At 69.6% G+C, this 24,139-nt stretch carries 31 protein-coding genes and 1 tRNA gene; 30 read left to right on the forward strand and 2 right to left on the reverse strand.

The window, feature by feature from the left end; all coding sequences use genetic code 11:
• The first annotated feature begins 13 nt into the window (after positions 1-13).
• From GB880_RS10605 to GB880_RS10730, 26 genes are all read left to right on the forward strand, one after another.
• Entirely contained in the window at positions 14-1,261 is a 1,248-nt protein-coding gene (locus GB880_RS10605; protein WP_154492368.1) for a phage head morphogenesis protein, read from the forward strand.
• Between the two features lie 222 nt (positions 1,262-1,483).
• Positions 1,484-2,467 (forward strand): phage protease, encoded by a 984-nt coding sequence (locus GB880_RS10610; protein ID WP_154492370.1) that lies wholly within the window; start codon positions 1,484-1,486, stop codon positions 2,465-2,467.
• A 6-nt stretch (positions 2,468-2,473) separates the two neighbouring features.
• On the forward strand, positions 2,474-3,388 hold the full coding sequence (locus GB880_RS10615; protein ID WP_154492372.1) for a Mu-like prophage major head subunit gpT family protein: 915 nt from the start codon (positions 2,474-2,476) through the stop codon (positions 3,386-3,388).
• Between the two features lie 2 nt (positions 3,389-3,390).
• Positions 3,391-3,762 carry a hypothetical protein gene (locus tag GB880_RS10620; protein ID WP_154492374.1) on the forward strand — a complete coding sequence of 124 codons (372 nt, stop codon included), beginning with the start codon at positions 3,391-3,393 and terminating at the stop codon, positions 3,760-3,762.
• Positions 3,763-3,816: 54 nt separating this feature from the next.
• Positions 3,817-4,269 (forward strand): gp436 family protein, encoded by a 453-nt coding sequence (locus GB880_RS10625; protein WP_154492376.1) that lies wholly within the window; start codon positions 3,817-3,819, stop codon positions 4,267-4,269.
• A complete protein-coding gene (locus tag GB880_RS10630) occupies positions 4,269-4,706 on the forward strand; it encodes a phage virion morphogenesis protein (RefSeq protein ID WP_154492378.1) in 438 nt (145 codons plus the stop codon). The genes GB880_RS10625 and GB880_RS10630 overlap by 1 nt, the downstream gene beginning before the upstream one ends.
• Positions 4,703-5,269: a hypothetical protein gene (locus tag GB880_RS10635; RefSeq protein ID WP_154492380.1), complete on the forward strand. Its 567-nt coding sequence runs from the start codon at positions 4,703-4,705 to the stop codon at positions 5,267-5,269. Before GB880_RS10630 ends, GB880_RS10635 begins: the two co-directional genes overlap by 4 nt.
• Positions 5,266-5,718, forward strand: a complete 453-nt coding sequence (locus GB880_RS10640; protein ID WP_154492382.1) for a phage baseplate assembly protein V — start codon at positions 5,266-5,268, stop codon at positions 5,716-5,718. Before GB880_RS10635 ends, GB880_RS10640 begins: the two co-directional genes overlap by 4 nt.
• Positions 5,718-5,936, forward strand: a complete 219-nt coding sequence (locus tag GB880_RS10645; RefSeq protein WP_263467117.1) for a hypothetical protein — start codon at positions 5,718-5,720, stop codon at positions 5,934-5,936. Before GB880_RS10640 ends, GB880_RS10645 begins: the two co-directional genes overlap by 1 nt.
• Positions 5,933-6,259, forward strand: coding sequence for a GPW/gp25 family protein (locus tag GB880_RS10650; RefSeq protein WP_263467118.1), 327 nt, complete (start codon positions 5,933-5,935; stop codon positions 6,257-6,259). Before GB880_RS10645 ends, GB880_RS10650 begins: the two co-directional genes overlap by 4 nt.
• Positions 6,256-7,146, forward strand: coding sequence for a baseplate assembly protein (locus tag GB880_RS10655; RefSeq protein WP_263467119.1), 891 nt, complete (start codon positions 6,256-6,258; stop codon positions 7,144-7,146). Before GB880_RS10650 ends, GB880_RS10655 begins: the two co-directional genes overlap by 4 nt.
• Positions 7,143-7,724 (forward strand): phage tail protein I, encoded by a 582-nt coding sequence (locus GB880_RS10660; RefSeq protein WP_263466998.1) that lies wholly within the window; start codon positions 7,143-7,145, stop codon positions 7,722-7,724. The genes GB880_RS10655 and GB880_RS10660 overlap by 4 nt, the downstream gene beginning before the upstream one ends.
• 7 nt (positions 7,725-7,731) lie before the next feature.
• Positions 7,732-8,742 carry a hypothetical protein gene (locus GB880_RS10665; RefSeq protein WP_154494637.1) on the forward strand — a complete coding sequence of 337 codons (1,011 nt, stop codon included), beginning with the start codon at positions 7,732-7,734 and terminating at the stop codon, positions 8,740-8,742.
• Positions 8,739-9,170 (forward strand): hypothetical protein, encoded by a 432-nt coding sequence (locus tag GB880_RS10670; RefSeq protein ID WP_263466999.1) that lies wholly within the window; start codon positions 8,739-8,741, stop codon positions 9,168-9,170. The genes GB880_RS10665 and GB880_RS10670 overlap by 4 nt, the downstream gene beginning before the upstream one ends.
• Positions 9,171-9,172: 2 nt before the next feature.
• The gene (locus GB880_RS10675) at positions 9,173-11,047 is read left to right on the forward strand and encodes a hypothetical protein (RefSeq protein WP_263467120.1); all 1,875 of its coding nucleotides are present in this window, start codon (positions 9,173-9,175) and stop codon (positions 11,045-11,047) included.
• Between the two features lie 27 nt (positions 11,048-11,074).
• Positions 11,075-11,827 carry a hypothetical protein gene (locus GB880_RS10680; protein WP_263467121.1) on the forward strand — a complete coding sequence of 251 codons (753 nt, stop codon included), beginning with the start codon at positions 11,075-11,077 and terminating at the stop codon, positions 11,825-11,827.
• A gap of 164 nt (positions 11,828-11,991) precedes the next feature.
• The gene (locus tag GB880_RS10685; protein WP_154494596.1) at positions 11,992-13,182 is read left to right on the forward strand and encodes a phage tail sheath subtilisin-like domain-containing protein; all 1,191 of its coding nucleotides are present in this window, start codon (positions 11,992-11,994) and stop codon (positions 13,180-13,182) included.
• Between the two features lie 10 nt (positions 13,183-13,192).
• Positions 13,193-13,690 (forward strand): phage major tail tube protein, encoded by a 498-nt coding sequence (locus GB880_RS10690; protein WP_154494597.1) that lies wholly within the window; start codon positions 13,193-13,195, stop codon positions 13,688-13,690.
• Between the two features lie 11 nt (positions 13,691-13,701).
• Entirely contained in the window at positions 13,702-13,998 is a 297-nt protein-coding gene (locus GB880_RS10695) for a phage tail assembly protein (RefSeq protein WP_263467122.1), read from the forward strand.
• 26 nt (positions 13,999-14,024) lie between these two features.
• A complete protein-coding gene (locus GB880_RS10700; RefSeq protein ID WP_154494598.1) occupies positions 14,025-14,153 on the forward strand; it encodes a GpE family phage tail protein in 129 nt (42 codons plus the stop codon).
• The gene (locus tag GB880_RS10705) at positions 14,146-16,344 is read left to right on the forward strand and encodes a tape measure protein (RefSeq protein ID WP_263467123.1); all 2,199 of its coding nucleotides are present in this window, start codon (positions 14,146-14,148) and stop codon (positions 16,342-16,344) included. Before GB880_RS10700 ends, GB880_RS10705 begins: the two co-directional genes overlap by 8 nt.
• Entirely contained in the window at positions 16,337-16,747 is a 411-nt protein-coding gene (locus GB880_RS10710; RefSeq protein ID WP_154494646.1) for a phage tail protein, read from the forward strand. Before GB880_RS10705 ends, GB880_RS10710 begins: the two co-directional genes overlap by 8 nt.
• Positions 16,744-16,953, forward strand: coding sequence for a tail protein X (locus GB880_RS10715; protein WP_154494645.1), 210 nt, complete (start codon positions 16,744-16,746; stop codon positions 16,951-16,953). The genes GB880_RS10710 and GB880_RS10715 overlap by 4 nt, the downstream gene beginning before the upstream one ends.
• Positions 16,950-17,927 carry a phage late control D family protein gene (locus GB880_RS10720; RefSeq protein ID WP_154550788.1) on the forward strand — a complete coding sequence of 326 codons (978 nt, stop codon included), beginning with the start codon at positions 16,950-16,952 and terminating at the stop codon, positions 17,925-17,927. Before GB880_RS10715 ends, GB880_RS10720 begins: the two co-directional genes overlap by 4 nt.
• A gap of 26 nt (positions 17,928-17,953) precedes the next feature.
• Positions 17,954-18,190, forward strand: a complete 237-nt coding sequence (locus GB880_RS10725; protein ID WP_263467125.1) for a hypothetical protein — start codon at positions 17,954-17,956, stop codon at positions 18,188-18,190.
• Complete coding sequence (locus tag GB880_RS10730; protein WP_263467126.1) at positions 18,190-19,005, forward strand: hypothetical protein; 816 nt, start codon at positions 18,190-18,192, stop codon at positions 19,003-19,005. Before GB880_RS10725 ends, GB880_RS10730 begins: the two co-directional genes overlap by 1 nt.
• Before the next feature lie 417 nt (positions 19,006-19,422).
• Here GB880_RS10730 and GB880_RS10735 read toward each other — a convergent pair.
• Positions 19,423-19,497, reverse strand: a tRNA-Asn gene (locus GB880_RS10735).
• 101 nt (positions 19,498-19,598) lie between these two features.
• On the reverse strand, positions 19,599-20,465 hold the full coding sequence (locus tag GB880_RS10740) for an MBL fold metallo-hydrolase (protein ID WP_154491746.1): 867 nt from the start codon (positions 20,463-20,465) through the stop codon (positions 19,599-19,601).
• 55 nt (positions 20,466-20,520) lie between these two features.
• Here GB880_RS10740 and GB880_RS10745 point away from each other — a divergent pair, with 55 nt between their 5' ends.
• The 4 genes from GB880_RS10745 (at position 20,521) to GB880_RS10760 (ending at position 24,058) form a co-directional block, all read left to right on the forward strand.
• A complete protein-coding gene (locus GB880_RS10745; RefSeq protein ID WP_154491743.1) occupies positions 20,521-21,861 on the forward strand; it encodes an ATP-binding protein in 1,341 nt (446 codons plus the stop codon).
• Between the two features lie 69 nt (positions 21,862-21,930).
• Positions 21,931-22,857, forward strand: a complete 927-nt coding sequence (gene fabD, locus GB880_RS10750) for an ACP S-malonyltransferase (protein ID WP_154491740.1) — start codon at positions 21,931-21,933, stop codon at positions 22,855-22,857.
• Positions 22,858-22,949: 92 nt separating this feature from the next.
• Positions 22,950-23,687, forward strand: coding sequence for a 3-oxoacyl-ACP reductase FabG (fabG, locus tag GB880_RS10755; RefSeq protein ID WP_154491737.1), 738 nt, complete (start codon positions 22,950-22,952; stop codon positions 23,685-23,687).
• A 137-nt stretch (positions 23,688-23,824) separates the two neighbouring features.
• Positions 23,825-24,058: an acyl carrier protein gene (locus GB880_RS10760; RefSeq protein ID WP_010397399.1), complete on the forward strand. Its 234-nt coding sequence runs from the start codon at positions 23,825-23,827 to the stop codon at positions 24,056-24,058.
• The last annotated feature ends 81 nt before the right edge of the window (positions 24,059-24,139 follow it).

A 24,139-nucleotide genomic window follows, 5' to 3' on the forward strand; every position in this document is an offset into this window, starting at 1 on the left:
GGGTTTGAGCGAGATGCGGGACCGTCCTGGTTACAGTTTCAACCCCGGCCCGCCGCCCGAGGCAAGCCGGTTTCTGCGGGTCAAGGGGCTGCGGCCGTCCTTTGCCTGGGAGGATGTCGAGCCCGAGGAGCATGCGGTCGCCTTCACGGTCGCCAAGGCGATGGAGCTGGACCTGCTCGAGGCGATGAGGGGCGAGGTGCAGAAGGCTCTGGACGACGGGTTGCCGTTCGAGGCCTTCCAGAGAAGCTGGCGTGCGAACCCGCGCCTGGCCGAATGGTGGGGCAGGCGCGAGATGGTCGATCCGGCGACCGGAGAGACCCGGCTCGTGCAGCTGGGCAGCCCGCGGCGGCTGCGCACCATCTACAGCGCCAATATCCGCAGCGCCCGGGCGGCGGGCCAGTGGGAGCGCATCCAGCGCACCAAGGCCGCATTCCCCTATCTGGAATATCGAACCGGCCCCAGCGAAACCCACCGCCCGCATCACCTGGCCAAGGCCGGCACCATCCTGCCGGTGGACAGCCCGTTCTGGGACGAGTGGTTTCCGCCGAACGGCTGGGGCTGCAAGTGCTGGGTGCGCCAGGTCACCCGGGCCGAGGCGGCGCGTCGCGGGGTGTCGGACGAACCCGAGGTGGCGCAGACCGTGGTCGAGAACCGCCGCACGGGCGAGCTGCGCATCGTGCCCCAGGGCATCGACCCCGGGTGGCAGCACAATCCCGGCCAACTGCGTCTGCAGGCAATGGAGGCGCTGCTGAAGGACAGGCTGGAGCAGCTGCCCGATGCCGCCCGCCAGGCCGCGCTGCGCGACATCGCCACCAGCTGGCGCGTGCAGCGGATCATGGACGGCGCGCCGGGGCGCGCGCCGGTCGGGCTCTTGCCTGAAGGCATCGCGGCCGCGGCCGGCCTGGCCGACCGGATGATCTGGGTCAACGAGGACACATTCCGGCATGTGGTGATGGACCACGATCCGCAGGATGCGGCGTTTCGCAAGGCGCTGATGTCGCTGGTCGCCAATATCGACAAGGCAACCCTGGCGGCGCTGGAGGATCGCGGCGACGGGCTGAGGACGCTGCGGGTGCTGATCCCCTTCGACCGGTTCTTTCATGTCACGGAAAGCACCAGGCCCGGCAAGGCGGAACGGCCCACCGCGCTGATCCTGTGGTTCGACGATGCGATGCGCGTGCGCACTGTAATGCCCACGACTGTTGAGCGATTCCGCAGCAATGCGAACAAGCAAGGTGACAAGATCATTGAACTGGATTGATCGTGACCCGGAGGGACGGCCCTCCCTCGCACCCTAAAGGCGGTCAGCCATGGCTCGGGTCACATCCAGAATATGACCCTGCTTCGGCGCGGTTTCAAGCCCTGGTCGAGCCTCTCGACAGGCGGCGATCCGCAGGGCTAGGATTGCCGCGGGGCCCGCCCCCGCCATCCCCCGAACGGTTTCAGGGGCTAAGGTATCGCCGCCATCTGCGATGGTGTCGGCATGACGAACCGCTCGATCCTTCAATCCATGCCGCTGGCGCTCTGCTCCGAGGAAGGGGCGGTGCCGGAATGGGTGCAGCTGACCCCCGAGGGGCCGCGGCTGCCCTCGCGCGACGGCCGCGAATGGCTGCTGCCCGATCCCGATGCCGTGGTGCGCGCTTATCAGGCCAGCCTGGCCACCGGGCTCGAGGCGCCGGTCGATTTCGAGCATGCCACCCATGTCAAGGGCGAGCGGGGCGAGCGCGCCGACGCGGTGGGCTGGGTCAAGGAACTGGCCAACCGCGGCGGGGCGCTGTGGGGCCGCATCGACTGGACCGAGACCGGCCGCGCCGCCGTGGCCGCGCGCGGCTATCGCTATGTCAGCCCCGGCTTCTTCTTTTCACCCGCCACGCGCGCCGTGGCCCGGCTGGTGTCGGTCGGCCTGACCAACCTGCCGAACTTTGCCCTTCCCGCCCTGAACCGATCAACCGAACCGGAGAACCCCCCGATGGACGCAGCCGTCCTCGAGGCCCTTGGCCTCAACCCCACCGCCACCGCCGCCGAGGCGGTGCTGGCGATCAACAACCTCAAGGCGGCCGAGGCGCTGGCGCTGAACCGCGCGGCCACCCCCGATCCCGAGAAGTTCGTTCCCAGGGCCGACCACCAGCTGGCGCTGAACCGCATCGCCGATTACGAGGCCGCCGAGAAGGCCCGGGCCGAAGAGGCCGCCCTGGCCGCGGTCGAGGCCGCCATCGCCGAGGGCAAGATCGCCCCGGCCAGCCGCGACTATCACCTGGCCACCTGCCGCGCCGAGGGCGGGCTGGAGCGTTTCCGGGCCTTTGTCGCCGCCCAGCCGGTGATCGCGCCGCCCTCCGATCTCGACCGCAAGTCCCCCGGCGCCGCCGCGCCGGGCAAGCTCGATGCCGAGGAACTGGCCGTCTGCCGCCAGCTCGGCATGACCCCCGAAGAATTCGCGGCCGCGCGCGCCGCCGAAGGCAAGGAGTAAGCCCGCATGGCCATCGTCACCCCCACCATCCTGTCGGCGCTGAACACCGGCGTGAAGAAGCATTTCCAGGACGGCTACAGGGAATTCCGCGCCAAGTCCTTCTGGGACAAGGTCGCGACGCTGATCCCCTCGACCACCGCATCCAACACCTATGGCTGGCTGGGCGACTTTCCGCAGCTGCGCGAATGGGTGGGCGATCGCGTCATCCGCGACATGAAGGCCAGCGGCTATTCGATCGAGAACAAGCTCTACGAGGCCACGCTGGGGGTGCAGCGCACCCAGATCGAGGACGATCAGTATGGCCATTTCGCCCCCGTCGCCGCCTCGATGGGCCAGGAGGCCGCCCAGCATCCCGACCGCCTGGTGCAGGCGGTGATCAACGCCGCCGGCAGTTCGCTGTGCTATGACGGCCAGTATTTCTTCGACACCGATCACCCGGTCTATGCCAATGTCGACGGCACCGGCGCCGTGACCACGGTCTCGAACGTCGAGGCGGGGACCGAGCCGGCCTGGTATCTGCTCGACTGCTCGAAGGTGCTCAAGCCCTTCATCTTCCAGGAACGCACCAAGCCCGAACTCGAGATGAAGTTCGACCCCTCGACCTCGGACGCGGTCTTTACCCGCGACCAGTATCAATGGGGCATCCGCTATCGCTGCAATGCCGGCTACGGTTTCTGGCAGCTGGCGCGCAAGTCCCAGCAGCTGCTCGACGCCGCCAGCTTCGAGGCCGGGCGCACCGCCATGCGCATGCTCAAGGGCGACGGCGGCCGGCCGCTGGGCATCGTGCCGAACATCCTGCTGGTGCCGCCGACGCTGGAAAGCGCCGCCGACCGGGTGGTGAACGTCAAGACGCTGCCCAACGGCGGCGACAACCCGAACTATGGCAAGGCCACCGTGGTGGTCATGGATTGGGCGGCCTGATCATGCAGCTTGTCGTTTCCACCACCGCACCCTCGGGCATCTTTCACCGCGCGGGCCGCGCCTGGACCCGCGAGGGCACCGTTCTCGACGAAGGCGACCTGCCCGCCGCGACCTGGGCCATCCTGCGCGCCGAACCGCTGATCCATATCGCCCCGGCCCCGGGCGATCAGGACCGCGCCGCGACCGTGGCCGAGACGGCGCGGGCGGCGATCCGCAAGGCCATCGCCGCGCTCGAACCCGGCGATTTCGGCCAGGACGGGGTGCCGCTGCTCGATGCGGTGCGCCGGCGCCTTGCCGAACCCGTCCCCGGCCTTGGCAGGAAGCTGGTGGCCGAGGTCTGGGCCGAACTGAAGGACGAAGCCGGCCCGGCCTGACCCGGACCGCGCCCCTCCCGCAACCACAAGCAGCCGCAAGGAGCCGCGACCGCCATGGCCTACGCCAGCCAATCCGACATCGTCGATCTCTATGGCGCCAATGCGCTGGTCGTCGCCGATCGCGACGGCGATGGCGTGGCCGATGGCGCCGCGGTCGCCCGCGCGCTCGATCTGTCCTCGGGCGAGATGGACACCTATATCGGCCGCCGCTACAGCCTGCCGCTGCCGGCGCTGACGCTGTCCTCGGCCTCGCACCTGACCCAGCTCTGCGTCGATATCGCCATCTATCGCCTGGCGCTGTCGCAGGATGTGGCCACGGCCGAACATCGCCTGCGCTACGAGGATGCGCTGTCGGTGCTGACCAGGATCGCCGATGGCCGCGTGTCGCTGTCGCTGGCGCCGCCCGCGCCGGGCGAAGCGGGCGAGCCCGAGGTCGCCGGCCCGCAACCCGTCGTCGCGGGCGGGCCGCCGCGGCTGTTTTCCCGGGAACGGATGCGGGATCTGTGATGGTCGGGGTCGTCGTCAATTCCGATGTCAGCCTGCCGGTGCAGGCGCTGTCGCGCCTGGACGAGGAGGCGCTGGCGCTGATCGTCCACGAGATCGGGGCGCTGATCGAGGATCAGACCCGGCTGCGCCTGGCCGAGCAGAAGACCACGCCCGATGGCCGCGCCTGGCCGGCCTGGTCGCGCGCCTATGCCCGCACCCGCAAGCCGCGCCACAGCCTGCTGATCGGCGAGGGCAATCCCGGGCTGCTAGAAAGCGTCCAGAACTACACCACCGGCCTGAGCGCTGTGGTCGGCACCAATCTGGTTTACGGCGCGGTCCACCAGTTCGGCTCCGAGCACGGCGCCGTGCCGGAACGCGCCTGGCTGGGCCTGTCGGCCGACAACCGCGCCGATATCGAGGCTCTGCTGGCCGGCCGTATCGAGGAATTGCTGGCATGAGCCGGTTCGTCACCCCGCCCGACCTCATGGCCACGCTGCCGGCCACCGTCGCCGGCGCGATCCATGCCGTGATGCCCGACCTGCGCGAATGCTGTGCCATCGCCGGGCGGCTCAACGTCGAGCAGATCCGGCAACTGGGGATCAGGACGCCGGCGGTCCTGGTCAGCCGCCTGCGCGCGCGCCAGGACAAGACCTATGCCGGCCCGCACCGGACCTATGTGCTGCAAATGGCGGCCTTCATCCTGTGCAAGGACGAGATGGGCCTGCCGCGCGACCTGGCCGCGGCCAATATCGGCCAGGTGCTGCTGAACCTGATCCCCGACCAGCAATGGGGGCTCGTCGACGACCTGATGCCGGCCGAGGCCGTGACCGAAGAGCCGCTGGTCTCGATCGAGGCCAACCGCCAGGGGCTGGCGCTGAGCGCGGTGCTGTGGGAACAGGTCGCGGCGCTGGCGCCGTTCCCGGGCCCCGAGCCGATCTCGCCCGAGCTCTATCTGGGACAGGCGCCGCTGATCGGGGCGGCGCATGAGGCCGATTACCAGCGGATCGGAGCCGCGCCATGACGCTTTCCGCCGCCGAGGCCGACCGCCGCATCGCCAATGTGCTGTCGATCGGCACCGTCGTCGCGATCGACAATGCCAGCAGCCGCGCCCGCGTCCGGGTCGGCGATCTGGAGACCCCGCCGATCCCGGTGATGCAGCTGCGGTCGGGCGCGATCCGCATGCACTGGATGCCGAGCGTGGGCGAGCAGGTCACCATCGCCGCGCCCTCGGGCGACATGGCGCGGGCCTTCGTGATGGGTTCGCTGGCCATCGACGGCAACATGGTGGCCCCCGATGCCGGCGCGCCGACCATGGATCTGGGCGGCGGCACGCTGCGCCTGATCGGCAATCTTTACCTTGACGGAGATATCGAGGTCACGGGCGATGTCATCGCCTCAGGGGTCTCGCTCGTGCATCACACCCATGGCGGCGTCCTGTCGGGCGGCGCCAATACCAGGGAGCCGAACTGATGGTTGAACACCCCGTTAAAAAGACCTGGCGCGTGCCCGCGGCGGGCTGGATCGCCGGCCAGCGCGTCGAGGCGGGCCAGCACATCGAACTGACCGAGGCCGAGGCGAAGTACGAAGCCGTCGTGCCCGCCGCCCCGCCCGAGCTCGCCCCGTCCCAGCCCGCGCCGTCCCAGCCCGCGCCAGGCGGCAAGCGCCGCGGCGAGGCGCCGCAGCCGTGACCGGCCTGTCGCGCCTCACCGCCCGGGCGATCGATCCCGACCGGCACCTGGCCCAGTCGATCGTCGACATCCTGACCACCCCCAGGGGCAGCCGGGTGATGCGGCGCGACTACGGCTCCGACCTGCCCGAGCTGATCGATGCGCCGCTGAACGGCGAGACGGTGGTCGATGTCTTTGCCGCCACCGCCGAGGCGCTCGATGCCTGGGAACCGCGCCTGCGCCTGCGCCGGGTCGAGATCGGCGCCGCGGCGGCCGGGACCATGTCGCTGGTCCTGACCGGCGAGGTCGGCGGCCATCCGGGCAGCTTCGAGGTGTCGCTGTGAGCCGGGCCGTCATCGACCTTTCCGGGCTTCCGTTGCCGGAGGCGGTTGAGGTTCTGGATTACGAGGCGGTCCTGGGCGAGCTGCGGGCCGACCTGCTGGCGCAGGCGCCGGAACTGGCCGAGGCGCTGGCGCTGGAAAGCGAGCCACTGGTCAAGCTGTTGCAGGTCGCGGCCTTTCGCGAGCTCTTGACCCGCGCGCGGGTGAACGACAGCGTGCGTTCGGTGATGCTGGCGCTGGCCTCGGGCGCCGATCTGGACCAGCTGACGGCGCTTCTGGGTGTTGCGCGCCAGACCGTGGTCGAGGCCGATCCCGACGCCAGCCCGCCGATTGCGGCGGTGTTCGAGGACGATGCCAGCCTGCGCCGCCGCGCCCAGCTGAGCTGGGAGGGCATGACCATCGCCGGCACCCCCGCGGCCTATGCCTTTCACGCGCTCAGCGCTGACGGGCGGGTGCGCGATGTCGCCGTCACCCGGCCGCGCCCGGGCACGGTGCGGGTCACGCTGCTGTCGCACGAGGCCGGCGGCATGCCCTCGGCGGGGCTGCTCTCGACGGTGGCGGCCGCGCTCGAGACCCTGCGGCCGCTGTGCGACAGCGTCGAGGTGGCTGCGCCGGCCTTTGTCGATGTCGCGCTGGTCGCGCGGCTGCAACTGGCCGGCGGGCCGGGGGCCGAACTGGTGCTGGACGCCGCCATCGCCGCCGCGACCGCCTATCTGCGCGACGAGCTGGCGGTGGGGCGCGTGCTGCGCCAGGGCGCGATCCTGGCGCGGCTCTATCAGCCCGGGGTCGAGGCGGTGCGGCTGCTCTCGCCCGTGGCCGACATCGATCCCGGCCCGACCGGGGTGGCGCGCGCCAGCCTGATCGACATCGCCCCGGAGCCGGCGCCATGAGCGACCTGCTGCCCCCCAACAGCACCGCGACCGAACGCGCGATCAGCCGCAGCCTGGCCCGCATCGGCGAGATCCCGGCCCCGGCCGGGCTGATGTGGGATCCCGGCCGCATCCCGGCCGCCTGGCTGCCCTGGCTGGCCTGGGCGGTATCGGTCGACGACTGGAACCCCGACTGGCCCGAGGCGGACCGTCGTGCGGCCATCGCGGGCAGCGCCGACTGGCACCGGCGCAAGGGCACCCTGGCCAGCGTGCTGGCGGTGCTGGCGCAGGCGGGCCATCCCGCCGCCACGGTGACCGAGGATCGCGACCTGCCGCGCCTGGGAGACGATGAGCTGACCCTTGACGCGGGCTGGGAGCTGGGGCCCGACGATCCGTCTTGGGCCGATTACTGGGTCACGCTGGCGGCGCCCGCGCTGCGGCCCGAGGCGCTGCGGATCATGGCGCGGCTGCGCGACACCGCCCCGGCGCGCTGCCGGCTGCGCGCGGTCGCACTGGGGCCGGCGCAGCTGCCGCTGGGCCATTCCGCGCTGGTGCTGGGCCCCGACATCGCCATCGGCAACATCTATTTCGAGGAGTGACTTTCGCATGGTCGATGAAGTTTCCGTCCCCCGGTTCGTCGAGCCCGACATCTGGCCCGCGACGGTGCCGATGCTGCAGAACGGCTGGCGCGGCACCGGCGGGCCGGTCGATCTGCCCGCCGACCAGGGGCTGCTGAACTGGCCCCTGCAGGAACTGACCCGGCGCACGCGCTGGCTTTACGAACGCCACCAGGAACGGCGGCTGGACGCGGCCATCACCCTGACGGTGGGGCCGGGGGGCGATCACGGCACGCTCAACCAGGCGCTCGAGCGGCTGTCGGTGATGGCGCCGCGCCTGCAGCCGCAGCCGATCACCGCCACCGTGCGGCTGCTCGCGGGTTACGAGATGGCCGAACAGGTCTTCGTGCGCGGCATCAACCTGGGCTGGGTGCGGATCCAGTCCGACAACCCCACCGTGCTGATCCGGCGCAGCGCCCTGACCCAGAGCTTCGGCGATCTGGTGCCGGCCTTCTTCGCCGGCGCGGGCGGGGTGCTGCCGCAGATCGCGGCGCTGTTTGCCATGACCACCGACGGCGCGGCGGCCGGGCGCACCGGCATCGCCGTCAGCCAAGGCGGATCGGTCCTGGTCGCGGCGGGCTGCGGGGTGCAGGCCGCCGGCAGCTATGGCGCCGTGGCCGAGCTGGGTGGCGTCATCAGCGCTGAAGAGGCCGATTTTCGCAGCGCCGGGCAGGACGCGGTGCGCGCATCCCGCGGCGGGCTGATCACCGTGCGGGCGGCGAACCTGTCGGGGGCCGGCGGCAATGGCGTCGTCTCGCATCGCGCCAGCACCGTCGATTGCGAATCGGCCGACATTACCGGCGCCGGCACCTATGGCATCACCGCCCAGCGGGGCGGGCGCATCAACGCCTATGGCGCGCAGTGCCGGCGCAGCCCCGGCGCCGACAGCAGCGCCGACATCCATGTCACCACCGGCGGCGTCATCGCCGCCGCCACCGCCGTCGGCGGCACCTCGATCGCCGTCAACACCCTGACCGCCAACGGGATGATCCTGCGATGACCGTGATCTACGCCGCCCGCACCGCCGAAGGCATCTGGACCGGGGCGCGATACGACCGCCTCACCCCCGCGATCCGCGTCCATCACCGCCAATACGGCGAGACCCTGCATCCGGTGGGGGCGCTCACCGATCGGGGAGGGGATGTCGCGCCCGACTGGCAGGCCAGCCCCGCCGAGCCCGAGGCGCTGCGCGCGGGCCTGGTCGTCAGCCGCTATCAGCTGCGCGCGGCGCTTGAGGCCGCCGGCCGGCTGGCGGCGGCCGATGCCGCGATGGCGGCCGCGCCCGAGCCGCTGCATCGCGACGCCTGGACCGGGGCGGCCGAATATCGCCGGTCCTCGCCGCTGATCGCCGCCCTGGGCACGGCGCTGGACCTGGGCGCGGCGGAACTGGACGCGCTGTTTCTGACCGCCGCCGGCATCGAGGCCTGAGCATGGCCCAGACCCCGCGCATCGACCGCAGGATGCTGGCAGCCTCGGGGCTGCCGGCGGCGCTGCAGGCGCTGATCCTGCAACTGGCCGCCCAGGCCGAACGCCCGGCGATCCGCGGCGCGCCAGGCCGCGGCATCGCCCATATTGCCGTGCATCCCGATACCGGGGCGCTGACCATCGCCCTGACCGACGGCACTTCGGTCGAGACCGTGCCCCTGCGCGGCCCCTCGGCCTATGACCTGGCGGTGATGCTGGGCTATGAGGGCAGCCTGGCCGACTGGATCGAGACCCAGCGCGGCGTCAATGGCGCGGCGCTGGAGGCGGCGCTGCAGGAGCTGCGCGGCCCGCAGGCGGTGCGCACCGACTTCGCCACGGGCCGCCACGGGTTGTGGCTGGATCGCGGCGGGCAGACGCTGCTGGCGCTGACCCCGACCGGGCTGGATTTCCGCGCCAGCACCGAACTGCTCGACCAGATCGCGCCGCCGCTGGCCGGGCGGCTGGGCATCGACAGCGCCCATGCCGTCGGCGAGGGCGCGGGCGGCTGGGATCTGATCCGCGACCGCGCCGGGCGCAGCCTGCTGCGGCTGACCCCGAGCGGGCTGGATTTCGCGCCCTCGGCCGAACTGGCGGCGCGGCTGCGCGCGGCGCTGGACCAGGTCGCCGTCGACAACCGCCATCTCACCCTGACCGTCTGCCTGACGCAAAGCCTGCTGTTCATGAACGGCGACAGCGAGACGGCGCCGGTCTATCCCGACGTCGATCCGCAGCTGGCGCTGCGCCTGGCGGGGCTGCGCCGGGCCGATGGCGTGGCGCTGACCATGGCGGGCCCCGGCAGCATGGGCTACGACACCGCCACCCCGGCCAGCGGTTTCGTGCCGGTCGATCCCGCGCCCGCCGATCCCACCGGCGCCTATTACGCGGTCAAGGGCTACAACGGCTTTCGCCGCCGCTTCGGCCTGCTGCCGCGGCGCACGGTCGGCACGCTCTGGGGGCAGGCGGGCGAACACATCACCCGCTTCAACGCCATCCCGGGCGATGCCCCGGCCGGGATCGCCGACGCCACGCATCACTGGACGAACCTGATGTTCTGGCTGTCCGAGGCGGCGCGGCTGGCGGCAGCGGCCGGGCTGACGCCGCGGCTGGACCTGCTGGTGGTGCAGGGCACCAGCAGCAAGCAGGACAGCGACCCGCATCTGCACGCGGCCAGCATGCGCGCGCTGATCGTGGCGCTGCGCCAGGCCTGCGACGAGCGCGGCATCGACGAGGTCGCGGTCTATTTCAGCCAGCCGGGCGGCGATACCGACACCTCGCCCGCCGTCGAGCACTGGCAGGTGGCGCAGGGCTATCTGGAGATGGCCGAACAGGGCTATGGCGTCCTGGTCGCGCCGGAAGCCTATATTCGCATCTTCGACAACAACGTGCATTTCGGCGAAGCCGCCGGCCAGCAGCTCATGGGCATGTTCAACTGGGCCCGCGCCGCGCGCGAGGCGGGGCGCGACTTCACCATCCGCCGCCCGCGCGTCAGCCGCGCCGGCAATGTGGTGACGCTGGATTACGCCTCGCTCTGGGACGGCGAGATATGGGAGATCGAGCCCGACCGCTATGCCGGCCAGGGCATCGACGCCAACCTGGGCTATACCGCCACCGGCGCCGCCATCACCGGCGTCGAGCTGATCGGCCGGCAGGTGCGGCTGAGCTGCAGCGCGCCGCCCAGCCGTATCAGCTACATGATGCAGGCCCAGGACGTGCGGCCGCTGAACGACGGCTATACCGCCTGGCGCGGCCGGCTGGTGACCAGTTCGCGCATGCGCGACCCGCTCGACCCCGCGATCCTGCATCGCCGCCGCATGCCGTCCCATCATGTCGACATCCCCTAGACCGCAACCCGGAACGGAGCATTCCCCATGGCCGGTATCCTGACCGCCGATATCGACGCGCCCCCCGCCGCCACGCTGGGCATCATCCCCTCGCTGGCCAGCGTCCTGGGCGCCATCCCGGGGCTGGTCGATGTCTGGCGCATCGACCCCGCCCGGATCGCCCGCGACGGCGACAGCCGCGTCTCGGCCTGGACCGGCAGCATCGCCGGCCGGCAGTTCACCCAGGCGAACGCCCTGCGCCGGCCGCTCTACGTCGCCCCCGGCCGGGTGGATTTCGGCACCGGCGCCGCCGCGCGCGCCACCATGCAGCTCGCGGGCACCCCCCTGGGCCAGCCCGCCAGCGCCAGCATCGGCCTGCGCCTGGTGCTGGCCGCCGAGGACGAGACCACCGACAACCAGTCCTTCGCCGGCCAGGACCTGGACACCACCGGCACCGGCCTGGTGCGGCTGGCCTGGCGCTACAATGCCGCCGGGATGGGCAATTACATCCGCCTGCAGATCGGCGCCGCGCAGCGCGACGTCGACCTGCCGGCAGGGGTCACCGATGCCATGGTCTGGCTGACCATCCAGTCGGGCGAGGTCTGGCTGAACGTCAACGGCACCGCCGCCGCCAGCGCCATCGCCGCCGCCACGCTGAACCTGCCCGGCTTCGCCATCGGCGGATCGCGCGAAGGCACCCCCGCCTTCGCCGGCAGCCTCACCGGCATCTGCATTACCCAATCCGCCCTCACCCCGACCCAGCGCGCCGCCGCCGAATGGGCCATGCGCCACAGCGTCTGAGCCCCGTGCTGATGCTTTGACAGACCGGGGGTGCGTCTGGCATGGTCGGTGTCGACGCGCGCCCCCGGACCCTGGCCCGCGCCTGCGCCCCCCGAATGCGTTCAAGGGCTATTTAATCCCCCCTTCAAGCGACTGTCGCCCGAGCCATTTCGGAGACATCGCCCATGCCCAGCTTCCTTCACGGGATCGAAACCGTCGAGATCGATGACGGCATCCGCCCGATCGAGACCGTCAAGTCCTCGATCATCGGCATCGTGGGCACCGCGCCCGATGCCGCGCCCGCCGATTTTCCGCCGAACACGCCCGTCCTGGTCACCGGCCCGCGCATGGCGGCGACGCTGGGGGCCGCCGGCACGCTGCTGGACGCCTATAATGCCGCCTATGCCCAGGGGGTGAACGCCATCGTCGTGGTGCGCGTGGCCGAAGGCGTCGATGCGGCCGCGACCCGCACCGCCGTTGCCGGGGTGGCCGCGAACGCCACCGGGGTCTGGGCGCTGCTGCTGGCGGCAAACACCCTCGGGCTGACGCCGCGCATCCTGGCCGCGCCCGGCTTTACCGCCTCGGCCGCCGCCGATCCGGCCAATCCGGTGACGCTGGCGCTGATTTCCGTGGCCGAACGCCTGCGCGCCGTGGCCATCGCCGACGGACCCAACACCACCGAGGCCGATGCCCTGGCCGATCGCGGCAAATACGGCTCGAACCGGCTCTATATCGTCGATCCGGCGGTGCGGGTCTGGGATGCGCAGGCCAATGCCCATGTCACCCGCCCGGCCTCGGGCTTCGTCGCCGGGGCGCTTTCGGCCATCGATGCGCGCCGTGGCTTCTGGTGGTCGCCCTCGAACCAGGTGCTGCAGGGCGTGGCCGCCACCGCCCGCCCGATCGGCTGGGCGATCTCGGATCCCGATACCGAAGCCAACCGCCTGAACGACGCCGAGATCGCCACCATCATCCGCAAGGACGGTTTCCGGCTGTGGGGCAACCGCGGCGCCGGCGAGGCGACCGACACGCTCTGGGCCTTCCTGTCGGTGCGCCGCACCGCCGACATGATCTACGAAAGCATCGAGAACGCGCTGCTCTGGGCGATGGACCGGCCGTTTTCCGAACAGCTCCTGCGCGACATCCGCGACAGCGTGCAAGCCTATCTCGACGAGCTGACCAACCGCCGCGCCATCCTGGGCGGCCGGGCCTGGATCGACCCCGAGCTGAACACCGAGGCCACGCTGAAGGCCGGCAAGCTCTATCTCAACTTCGACATCGAGCCGCCGGCGCCGCTGGAACACCTGACGCTGCAGGCGCATCGCAACGGCGACTATTACGAAGAGCTCGTGCTCTCCGTCACCGGCAACCAGCAGTAAGGAGGCCCCCATGGCGCTGCCGCGCGTGATCAAGAACTTCAACGCCTTCTGGGACGGCATCAGCTATTTCGGCCTTGCCGAGCAGGCCAGGCTGCCCACGGTCAGGATCCAGACCGAGGCGCATCGCGGATCGGGGATGGATGGGCCCATCGGCATCGATGTCGGCCAGGAAGCCATGTCGGCCGAGATCACCTTCTCGGAATGGTCGGTCGCGATCCTGGGCAAGCTGGGCCGGCACGAACGCTTCGTGCTGCGCCCGGCCATGACCAGCGCCACCGATTTCAGCGCCCGGCCCATCGTCGCCACCATGGCCGGGCTGATCACCGCCAGCGAGCCCGAGGATCTCAAGCCCGGCACCGTCTCGAAGCTGAAGATGGTCATGGACGTGCGCGCCTATCGGCTGGAACTGGATGGCGCGACGGTCTTCGACATCGACCTGGCGAACGGCCGGCGGGTGATCGGCGGCACCGACCAGCTGGCCGAACTGCGCCGCGCCATGGGCATCTGAAGGAGACCATCGTGAACACCAAGGCCGTTACCCTTTCCAAGCCCGTCCAGCGCGGGGACAGCGCCATCGCCAGCGTGACCCTGCGCGAGCCCATGGCGGGCGATCTGCGCGGGCTGAACCTGTCCGAGCTGCTGCAGATGAACGTCGCCGCCATGACCCGGCTGGTGCCGCGCATCACCGAACCGGGCCTAGCCCCCGATGAGGTGGCGAACCTGCCCGGGGCCGACCTGGTGGCGCTGTCGCTGGCGGTGGTGGGTTTTTTCTTCACCGAGGCGCAGATGGCCGAGGAGGCGCAGCGCCTGCAATAGAACTGCCCGATGACATCGAGGAGGCCATGGCCGACCTTGCCACGGTGTTTCACTGGCCGCCCGCCAGCATGGACGGGATGAGCCTCGAAGAGCTTGCGCGCTGGTGGGCCAAGGCCCGGGCGCGCGCCGCAGCCCCAGAGGACGGTGATGGCTGACCTGAACGTGCAACTGATCCTGCGCCTGGTCGACCGCGCCACCGGCCCGGCCCGGGCCGCGATGCGCGCGATCGAACGGCTGGGCGGCGAGGGCCTGATGCGCCAGGCAGAGCGGGTCAATCGCGGCGCGCAGCTGATGGCCGGGGGGCTGGGCACGGTGAGCGGTGCCGCCATGCGCGGCGGCGCGGTGCTGGCAGGCTATGCCGGCACCGTTGCCGGGCTTTCGGCGCTGCTGGTGCGGCCGGCGGCGCGCTTCGAGCAATTGCGGGTGCAGCTGACCAACCTCGAAGGTTCGGCCGCGGCGGCCGACAAGGCGCTTGGCTGGATCGAGGCCTTCGCCACCCGCACGCCGCTGCAACTTGAGGACACAGTGGCCGCATACGCCAGGCTCAAGGCATTCGGCCTTGACCCGACCAATGGCTCGCTGCAGGCGCTGACCGACACCATGGCCGCGACCGGAGGCGGCACCGAGCAGTTGGACGGGCTGGTCCTGGCGCTGGGACAGGCCTGGACCAAGCAGAAGCTGCAGGGCGAGGAAGCCTTGCAGATGCTGGAACGCGGTGTCCCGGTCTGGGATCTGCTGGGCCAGAAACTGGGCAAGACCGCCGCCGAACTGCAGGAGATGGCCAGCAGGGGCCAGCTGGGCCGGCAGGAGATCACCTTGCTGATCGACGCCCTGGCCGAGCGCAACAAGGGCGCGTCCGAGGCGATGTCCAGGACCTGGGATGGCACCATCTCGAACATTCTCGATCACTGGGGCCGATTCCAGCGCATGATCATGGGATCGGGGGTGTTCGACTATCTCAAGACCCGGCTGCGGGAGTTTCTCGCCCTGCTGGACCGGATGGCACAGGACGGGCGGCTGCAGGAATACGCCGACCGCACGGCGCGGGTGATCATGTCCACGCTCGAAGCGCTCTGGGCCTTTGGCGGGCAGGTGCTGGCGCTGTGGAACCGGCTGGTGCCGGTGGTCGCGCAGGTCGCGCAGCTGCTGGGGGGCTGGGACCGGCTGGCCTGGTTCGCCGCCGCGGCGCTGATGGGCAGGACGGTGTTTTCCCTGCTCGCAGGCTTGCTGATGCTGACCCGCGGGCTTTTTCTGGTCGGCACCGGGCTGATCGGCATGGCCGGGCACGCGACCGGGCTGGTGGCGGTGCTGTCGCGCCTGGGCGTGCTGCTGGGGGCGGGGCTGGCGCGCGGCTTCCAGCTGGTCCGGGCCGGCGCCATGCTGGCGGCCGGGGCCATCCAGTGGCTGGGCCGGGCGCTGCTGATCGCGGGCCGTGCGGCGCTGGCCAATCCGATCCTGGCGGCGATCGCCGCCATCGCCGGCGCCGCCTGGCTGATCCATGCCAACTGGGCCACGGTCGGGCCCTGGTTCCGGCGGCTGTGGGACACGGTCCGGCAGTATTTTGCCGGCTTCGCCGCATTCGTGCTGGGGGTGTTCACCCTGGACTTCGGCCGGGCGTGGGACGGGATCAAGACCATGTGGAGCAGTGCCGCCGGGTTTTTCTCCACGATCTGGAACGGCATTGCCAAGACATTCACCGCGGCATGGAGCACCTACCTTGTCCCGGTCCTGGAAAAGCTGGGTGTGCTCGATCCCATCATCGCTGCCTGGAAAGGGCTTGAGGCGGCGCTATCGGGCATTCTAGATGCCATTGGGTCAAGTTTTGCCACCGCGCTGGGCAAGATCACGCCTGTCATGGATGCGCTGAAATGGGTCTGGGACAAGGGGGCCGAGGTAGGGGCAAGGATAGGCGATGCCTTCAAAGGGGACGCTGGCCCCCAGATCGACGGGTATCTTGCCAACAACCCGACCATGCGCGACCCCCGGGTGCCCGGCCGCGCCCTGGGCGGGCCGGTGCGCGCCGGCCAGATCTATCGCTGGCAGGAGGAAGGGCAGGAGTTCTTCCTGCCCCGCAGCGACGGACATGTCATCTCGAACCGGCAGCTGCGCGCCATGCAGGCCATGGCCGAGGCCCCCGACCGCCTGCGCGTCGTGCCGGCGCAGCCCGGGCCGGCCGCGGGTGTCGCGCGCGCGCCCCGCTCGCTGCGGCTCGACCTCGGCGGCATCACCATCAATGCCGCCCCCGGCATGGATCCGCGCGCCGTCGCCCGCGCCGTGCGCCGCGAGATCGAGGCGCTGGCCCGCGAACGCGGCTTTGCCCTGCACGACGGAGTGGATCATGCCTGAACTCGGTCTCAGCCTGGTGATGATGGCGCTTGGCGCGCTGCGCTTCGGGGTCAACCGCGCCAATTACCAGCAGTTCACCCGCGCCGCCGCCTGGCGCTGGCAGGCGCAGGACCGTGTCGGGCGTCGGCCGGCCCTGCAGTTCCTGGGCCCCGGCACCGACGAGATCAGCCTGGAAGGGGTGATCTATCCGCATTTCAAGGGCGGCCTGCGGCAGGTCGAGCTGATGCGGCTGCTGGCCGATCAGGGCCAGCCGCTGATCCTGGTCGACGGGCTGGGCTGGGTCTGGGACCGCTGGGTCATCGCCGCGGTCGAGGAGCGCAAGAGCCTGTTCATGGCGGACGGCGCCCCCCGCAAGATCGAATTCACCGTCAACCTGCTGGCTTACGGGGCCGATGCGGCATGAGCAGCTATCGCACCATTGAAGGCGACATGATCGACGCCATCTGCAAGCGCCTGCTGGGGTCGGAACAGCACGTTCCCGCGGTGCTGGCCGCCAATCCCGGTCTGGCCGGGCTGGGCCCGGTCTATCCCGCCGGGCTGGTGATCGTGCTGCCCGAGGTGACGGCCCCGGTGGCGCGCGGCCAGGTTCGGCTTTGGGGGCGGACATGAGGCCGGCGTTCCGGATCATGGTCGATGGCGAGGACCGCACCGCGGTGATCGCCGACCGGCTGCTGAGCCTTCTGGTCACCGACGAGGACGGCACCAAGGCCGACCGGGTCGAGATCGAGCTCGACGACCGCGACGGCCGGCTGGCCTTTCCCGAGGTCGAGGCGCGGATCGAGGTCTCGCTGGGGTTTGGCGGTCGGCCGCTGGCGCTGATGGGCATCTATGCCGTGGACGCGGTTTCCGGCGAAGGCCCGGCGCGGACGCTGCGCATCACCGGCACCGCCGCCGATCTCAAGGGCGATATCCGCGCCCCGCGCACCCGGTCCTGGATCGACCGCACCCTGGCCCAGATCGCCGGCACCATCGCCGCCGAGGCCGGGCTGAGGCCGGTGGTCGGGCAAGGCCTGCGCGCGATCTCCTGGCCGTTCCTGGCGCAGACCGCCGAAAGCAACCTGCATTTCCTGACCCGGATCGCCGCCGAACTGGACGCCACCTGCAAGCCGGCCGGCGGGGCGCTGGTGGTGCAGCGCCGGGGCGAGGGCAGCACCGCCGCCGGCGATGCGCTGTCCCCGCCGCTGATCGGCCGCCAGCGCCTGTCGGACTGGAGCTGGTCCTGGAACGGCCGCAGCGTCTATCGCGCGGCCGAGGCGGAATGGACCGAGACCGCGACCGGCGTCACCCACAAGGTCCGGATCGGCACCGGCACGCCGCTGAAGAAGATCCGCCACCCCTATGCCACCGAGGCCGAGGCCAGCCGCGCCGCCCAGGCAGCCCTGTCCGGCGCCGGCCGCGCCGAGATGGAGATATCCGCTACCCTGTCCGGGTTCGAGCCGCGCCTGCTGGGCGGCGGGCCGGTCGCCCTGCAGGGCCTGCGCCCCGAGCTTGACGGCACCTGGCATCTCGCCGCCGTCACCCATCGCCTCGATGGCGCTGGCCTCATCACCCAGTTCCAGGCCCGCCGGGGCAGGGACGACTGACCGCCCAGATCTGAAAGGAAACCGACATGCCGCGATACAGGATCACCCCCGACTGGTCCGACCCGATCGATGTCCTGGCCCGGGACGTGCTGCAGAACCAGGGCGCGTTCCCGGTCGAGATCTGCCCGCAGGATCCGGCGCTGGACACCACCAGCCTGCGGCTGCCGCCCACCACCGGCAGCCTGCAGGTCGATGGCCCGATGACGGTGCGCGCGCGCTGCCTGAACGGCGTGGGCGTGCTGGCCGTGGTGCGGGGCTTCTGATGCTGCTCGAGCTTGCCGGCCTCTGGCCGCCCCGGCGCCTGGGCGATCTGCGCGCCCGCGCGCCGCGCCGCCCGCGCCCTGCGACCCCGGCCGGCGCCACGCTGCTTTTTGCCGGGCACAGCTTCGTCCAGACCCCCTATGGCGATGCCATCCCTGGCCAGGACCAGCACGGCGGCATCCTCTATACCGACTGGCCCGGCACGACCCTGTCGGACTATGTCGCCTTCGGCAGCACCCGCGCGGTCTGGGATCTGGACGACGACCTGCGCCACAGCGCCTATGACGTGGTCATCGCCTCGGAAGTGGCCGAGGATCTGCAGGCCGGCTATCCGCCGCCCGATACCCCCCGCGGCATCGAGACGCTGCAATACCTGCGTCGCTACGCCCAGGCCGCAGCCCTGCGCGGGGCGGAACTGGTGCTGATGCAGACCTGGGAGGGGCCGCTGACCGGCGCGGTGGGCGCGGCCATGCAGGCCCGCTTCGAATACGACCGCCGCTGGCTCGCGGCCGAGCTGGGCCGCCCGGTCTGGGTGATCCCGGCCGGGGTCTATGTCGCCGCGCTGCGCGTCCGGTTCGGGGACATGATCTTCGAGGACGGGCTGCACCTCGACCGCGCCAGCCGCTTTCCGCGCGGCCTGTCCTACCTGGTCTACAGCTTCCTCACCCAGGACCGCTGCCCCTTCGTGCGGCCGGGCGATGCCGATATCGACGAGTTGGCCTGGCAGACGCTGCTCGATTGGGAATGCGCCGGCATGGGCGGCAGCCTGACCATCAGCCCGACCCCCGTCGCCACCCCGCCCGTCGTGCCCGCATGAACGGGTGGCGCGGGGCAGCTACGCGCATCTGACCGAAGATGAAGCGGGGTGTAACAGGGGCGTTTAAGCCCCGTTCAACGAAATCGTCGTGCTGACAATATCCGTGGCAGATTCTGACAATATCCGTGGCAGGCTACAAGCATCTTCGACAGTTGCCGCGCCTTCATGCGCCATCTGGCTGCGCATCTCACGGAAGATGAAGCGGGGTGTAACAGGGGCGTTTAAGCCCCGTTCAACGAAATCGTCGTGCTGACAATATCCGTGGCAGATTCTGACAATATCCGTGGCAGGCTACAACGAAACCCTTAACGGATCGTTAACCAAGGCAATGTTGCAGAGTTGTTGCAGAGCGCGCCAAGAACGACAAAAGCCGCCCCGAGAGGCGGCCTGTATCGTGTTGAAATCTCTATAAGATTTTGGCTCCGGCGGTAGGGATCGAACCTACGACCAATTGATTAACAGTCAACTGCTCTACCGCTGAGCTACGCCGGAACACGAGGCGCTGTATAGCGGCGTGTTCCGGGGGCGTCCAGAGGGTGCAACAGATTTTTTTGCCTCCCTTGCCGAAATTTTTCGGGGTGAGCAGATTTCGTTCAATCCACTGAAAAGATGGCATCTGCAGCAACCGGGCCGTCGCTGATCACCGCGCCCAGTTCGACCAGTGCCAGCAGATGCGCAAGCACATTGCGGGTGGCGGCCGGCAGCAGTTCTGGCGCGATGTCATAGATTCGTCGTGCCAGGGTGTCGGCACTGGCTGGTCCGCGTCGCAGCGCCTCAAGGATCTGCTGTGTGCGCATGCGGCGATGGCGGCCCAGTTCGGCGAGGCGCGCGGCGGGGGTGGCGATGACCTCGCCATGGGCGGGGTGCAGCATCGCGGCATCCTGCGCCTCGAGCAGCGCGAGCGTGCGGAAATAGTCGGCAAGATCGCCGTCCGGGGGCGAGATGATGGTCGAGGACCACCCCATCACCACATCGCCGCAAAAGATGCGCCGATCCTGGCGAAAGCTCAGATGCCCGGCGAAATGGCCTGGAGTATGCAGGGCGGTCAGCCGCCATTCGTCGGATTCGATCACCGCACCATCTGCCAATGCGATGTCAGGGCAAAAGTCCCGGTCCAGCCCCTCGCCCCCGGCAAGAGCGCCGTCCCGCGCAAGCCGCTGCATCAGGGCAGATCGCCCGGCCTCGGCCGGGCCATAGGCCAGAATCGGTGCGCCGGTGGCTTCGGCAAGGGCACGGGCGCCGGCCGAGTGGTCCAGATGCGCATGGGTGACAAGGATATGGCTGATGCGTCCCCGACCCGCCGCGCGCAGGATCGCTGCACGGTGTTCGGGCAGATCCGGACCCGGGTCGATGACCGCGATCTGTCCGCGCCCCAGAAGAAAGGTATTGGTGCCCGGTCCGGTCAACGGCGACGGATTGGCGGCGGTGATCGTGCGCAGATCTTTCGGGTCGCGTATCATGACGCTAACCTAACTGCAGGGACGATCACATTCCAAGACTTCCGAAAGGCGCTGCATGAATTTCGATTGGCTCAAGCGTGCGATGCCGCGCGGGCTTTACGGGCGGGCGGCGCTGATCCTGTTTTTGCCGGTGTTCGCAGTGACCGTTGTCGTCACCGTGATGTTCCTTCAGCGCCATTTCGAGGACGTGACGCGGCAGATGACCGGCGGCATGGCCAACGAGATTGCGCTGATCGCGGATCGGATCGAATCTGCACCAGATGCCGGCGATGCGCGCCGGCTGGGCGATGACCTGGCTCGGCCGCTGGGGCTGGAGCTGAATCTGCCCCCAAAGGCACCGGTGACAGAACAGCGCCGCTTCTATGACCTGTCGGGGCGCGTGGTGATTGCTACCCTGCATGAACGCATTCCCGCGGTCGTGGCAGTCGATCTGGGCCAGCGGCGGATGGTGCATGTCAGCTTGCAAAGTCGCCATGGCCCCTATGTGCTAAGCTTTGCCCGTTCCCGCGTCAGTGCCTCGAACCCCCATCAGCTGCTGGTGCTGATGCTGGGAACCTCGCTGTTGATGACGGCGATCGCCACATTGTTCCTGCGCAATCAGGTCCGTCCCATCCGTCAGCTGGCCCATGCTGCCGAGGAATACGGCAAGGGTCGGATCGTGCCCTATCGCCCCGCCGGCGCCAGCGAGGTGCGCAGTGCCGGCACCGCATTTCTGGAAATGCGCGCCCGGATCGAGCGGCAGAACGAACAGCGCAAGCAGATGCTGTCCGGGGTCAGTCACGATTTGCGCACACCGCTGACCCGGCTGCGGCTGGGGCTGTCGATGCTTGGCCCCGACATGCCCCCCGAACCCGAAGAGATTGCGGCGTTGGAAAGCGATGTGGCCGCCATGGGACGCATGGTCGATGCCTTTCTGGACCACGCCCGCGACAGCGCCCATGATGCACCGCCCGAGCCCGTGGATGCCCTTGAGTTCGTCCGGGCCATCGTTGCGGATGCACAGCGTGGCGGTCAGCAGGTGACCTTGCACGAACTGGCGGGCGAGGATCACGGCCGCGCCACCTTTCGCCGCGACAGCCTGCGGCGCGCCGTCGAGAATCTGATCGGCAATGCCGTGCGCTATGGCAATCGCGCCGAGGTCGAGGCGGTGCTGGGGCCCAGCTACCTGCGCATTTCGGTCGAGGACGACGGTCCAGGTATCCCCGCCGACAAAAGGGACGAGGCGCTGCGTCCCTTTACCCGACTGGACCCGGCCCGCAACCAGAACCAGGGTCAGGGCGTGGGTCTGGGCCTGTCGATCGCGGCGGATATCGCACGCGCCCATGGCGGGCAGCTGCGCCTTGGCGAAGGCGAGCGTCTGGGCGGCTTGCGCGCCGAGATCGTCATTCCCCGCTGAGCCGCAGTTGCGGGAATGTCCCGCCCGGGCTAAGCCTGTTTGCAACGATAACATGGAAGGAACACCCCAATGCGGGCATTCGTATTTCCGGGGCAGGGTGCCCAGGTCGTGGGCATGGGTCGCGAACTGGCCGAAACGTATCCGGCCGCGCGCGCCGTTTTTGACGAGGTGGACGAGGCGCTGGGCGAAAGCCTGTCGCAACTGATCTGGCAGGGCGACATCGAAACCCTGACCCTGACCCAGAACGCCCAGCCGGCGTTGATGGCAACCTCGCTGGCGGCGTTTCGCGCGCTCGAGGCCGAGGGTTTCGGCATCCAGGATGCGGCCTTTGTCGCCGGCCACTCGCTTGGGGAATATTCCGCGCTTTGCGCGGCCGGTGCGCTGAGCCTGGCCGATACCGCCCGGCTTCTGCGGCTGCGCGGCCAGGCCATGCAAGAGGCGGTGCCGGTCGGTCAGGGCGCGATGGCGGCGATCCTGGGGCTGGATTTCGTCGCGGTCGAACAGCTGGCGCGCGATGCCGCCGAGGACGAGGTTTGCCAGGCCGCCAACGATAATGATCCGGCGCAGGTGGTGATTTCGGGACACAAGGCAGCGGTGGAGCGGGCGGCGGCCCTTGCCCGGGAACGGGGTGCCAAGCGCGCGTTGATGCTGCCGGTGTCGGCGCCCTTCCATTCGGCGCTGATGCAGCCGGCTGCGGCCGTCATGGCCGAGGCGCTTGCGGCCGTAGAAATCGCCGCCCCCGCCGTGCCGCTGATCGCCAATGTTCGGGCCGAGCCGGTGACCGAACCCGGCGCCATCCGCCGGTTGCTGGTCGAGCAGGTGACCGGCTCGGTGCGCTGGCGCGAGTCGGTCGAATTCCTGGCCGGGGCCGGGGTGACCGAATTCTGGGAAATCGGCGCCGGCAAGGCGCTTTCGGGCATGATCAAGCGCATCGCCAGGGATGCAACGGTGCGCAATATCGGCGTGCCTGGCGATATCGCGGCATTGAAGGGGTGACGGGGCCGAATGGCCCCCGCGCGGCCCGGCCCTCGATGGGGCGGGTCGCGCGCGCCTGCACGAATATCACTACAGGACAATGAGGTTACGGGATGTTTGATCTGACGGGCAAGAACGCGCTGGTGACCGGCGCATCGGGCGGTATCGGCGGCGCCATTGCGCAGGCCCTGCACGCCGCCGGGGCGACGGTGACGCTGTCGGGCACGCGCGAGGCGCCCTTGCGCGAACTGGCCGATCAGCTGGGCGCGCGCGCTCATGTGGTTACCGCCAACCTGGGCGATGCCGCCGCCGTCGAGGCCCTGCCCAAGGCCGCGGCCGAGGCGATGGGATCGGTGGATATCCTGGTCAACAATGCCGGCATTACCCGCGACAACCTGTTCATGCGCATGTCCGACGAGGAATGGACCCAGGTGATCGAGGTCAATCTGACCTCCAGCTTCCGGCTGTGCCGGGCCGTGCTGCGCGGCATGATGAAGGCGCGCTGGGGTCGCATCGTCAACATCGGCTCGGTCGTCGGTGCAACCGGCAACCCCGGGCAGGGCAATTACGCCGCGGCCAAGGCGGGACTGGTCGGAATGTCGAAAAGCCTTGCCTACGAAGTTGCCTCGCGCGGGATCACCGTCAATTGCGTGGCCCCCGGCTTCATCGAGACGGCGATGACCGACAAGCTGACCGAGGATCAGAAATCCCGCATCCTGACCCAGATCCCGGCCGGGCGCATGGGACGGGCCGATGAAATCGCGGCTGCGGTCCTGTATCTTGCCAGCCCGCAGGCGGGCTATGTCACCGGGGCCACGCTGCATGTCAATGGTGGCATGGCCATGGTCTGATCCGGTTTATCCGGGTTGCAAGATCACGTCTCCGTGCTATATCCCGCGAGCAAGGCTTCAGGGGAACCGCCCTGGGCTGTGTGCCCGGCAATCGCTGGACCATTCTGGGCGGATGCCCGCGAAAACGAGGAAGAGATATGAGCGATATCGCTGATCGCGTGAAAAAAATTGTCGTCGAGCACCTTGGTGTCGATGAGGACAAGGTGACGGAAACCGCCTCGTTCATCGACGATCTCGGCGCCGATTCGCTGGACACCGTTGAGCTGGTCATGGCTTTCGAGGAAGAGTTCGGGATCGAAATTCCCGATGACGCCGCGGAAACCATCCAGACCTTTGGCGATGCGGTGAAATTCATCCAGGGCGCGGTCTGATCCCCTGGGCAATGACCTTTGCGACGCGGCTCTGGATCCAGAGCCGCGTTTTTTCATGCCCCGGATCTTCGGGACCAAGGA

The organism is Paracoccus sp. SMMA_5_TC, from assembly GCF_009696685.2.
GTDB lineage: Bacteria > Pseudomonadota > Alphaproteobacteria > Rhodobacterales > Rhodobacteraceae > Paracoccus.